This is a genomic window from Synechococcus sp. BA-120 BA3, from assembly GCF_034931285.1.
Lineage (GTDB): Bacteria > Cyanobacteriota > Cyanobacteriia > PCC-6307 > Cyanobiaceae > Cyanobium.
Genome location: NZ_JAYGHZ010000175.1, coordinates 1 through 1,379 on the forward strand (window position 1 = coordinate 1; position 1,379 = coordinate 1,379).

Annotated in this window: 2 protein-coding genes; both read left to right on the plus strand. The window is 70.2% G+C overall.

Features of this window, described 5'->3' with window-relative positions:
* The first annotated feature begins 142 nt into the window (after positions 1-142).
* A complete protein-coding gene (gene ychF / locus VB737_RS07035) occupies positions 143-1,234 on the plus strand; it encodes a redox-regulated ATPase YchF (protein WP_500312210.1) in 1,092 nt (363 codons plus the stop codon).
* A 9-nt stretch (positions 1,235-1,243) separates the two neighbouring features.
* A partial coding sequence (locus VB737_RS07040) for an NAD(P)-binding domain-containing protein (RefSeq protein WP_500312211.1) occupies positions 1,244-1,379 on the plus strand: 136 nt, incomplete at its 3' end.

Genomic DNA, 1,379 nt, shown 5'->3' on the forward strand with positions numbered 1-1,379 from the left:
GTCGGAGCGGGCGCCGGCGGCAGGGGGGTGATGGCGGGAATGGGCCGGCTGATCGCTGCCGACAGTTTCGCCTGTCTGCGCGAGGGTTGTGGATGGCGGGTGACCGAAGGGGCCCCGTCCGGGCCCCCCCTACATTTCCCCCATGCTCAAAGCCGGAATCGTCGGGCTGCCCAACGTGGGCAAGTCGACCCTCTTCAACGCCCTGGTGGCCAACGCCCAGGCCCAGGCGGCCAATTTCCCCTTCTGCACCATCGAGCCCAACGTGGGGGTGGTGGCCGTTCCCGATGAGCGCCTGCAGAAGCTCTCCGACCTCTCCAGTTCCAAGGAGATCGTGCCGACGCGCGTCGAGTTCGTGGACATCGCCGGGCTGGTGCAGGGGGCGAGCCAGGGGGAGGGGCTCGGCAACAAGTTCCTGGCCAACATCCGCGAGGTCGATGCCATCGTCCACGTGGTGCGCTGCTTCGAGGACGACGACGTGATCCACGTCTCCGGCAGCGTCGATCCGGTGCGGGACGCCGAGGTGATCAACCTGGAGCTGGGCCTGGCGGACCTGGCCCAGATCGAGAAGCGGCGCGAGCGGCTCAAGAAACAGATGCGCACCAGCAAGGAGGCCGCCGCTGAGGACGGCGCCCTGGCCCGGCTGCAGGCGGAACTGGAGCAGGGCGGCGCCGTGCGGCGGGTGCCCCTGACCGAGGAGGAGCAGGCCTTGGTGCGCAACCTGGGCCTCCTGACCGGCAAGCCGATCATCTATGCCACCAACGTCAGCGAGGACGACCTGGCGGAGGGCAATGCCTGGGTGGCCGCCGTCGAAGCCCTGGCCGCCCGGGAGGGGGCCGAGGCGGTGCGCATCTCCGCCCAGGTGGAGGCCGAGCTGGTGGATCTGGCCGCCGAGGAGCGCTCCGACTACCTGGCCGGCCTGGGGGTGAGCGAGGGCGGTCTGCAGAGCCTGATCCGCGCCACCTACCGCCTGCTGGGCCTGCGCACCTACTTCACCACCGGCGAGAAGGAGACTCGGGCCTGGACGATCACCGCCGGCATGACCGCCCCCCAGGCGGCCGGGGTGATCCATACCGATTTTGAGCGGGGTTTCATCCGGGCCCAGACCATCGCCTACGCCCAGTTGCTGGAGGCCGGCACCCTGGCCGAGGCCCGCAACCGGGGCTGGCTGCGCAGCGAGGGCAAGGAGTACGTGGTGGCCGAGGGGGATGTGATGGAGTTCCTGTTCAACGTCTGAGGGCGTCCGGTGTCCCTGTCCGTCGGTTTCATCGGCCTGGGGGCCCTCGGCGCTCCGATGGCGGCCAACCTGCTGGCCAGGGGCTTTGCGCTCACGGTCCATAACCGCCATCGGGAGCGGGAGCTGCCCCTGGCCGCCGCCGGGG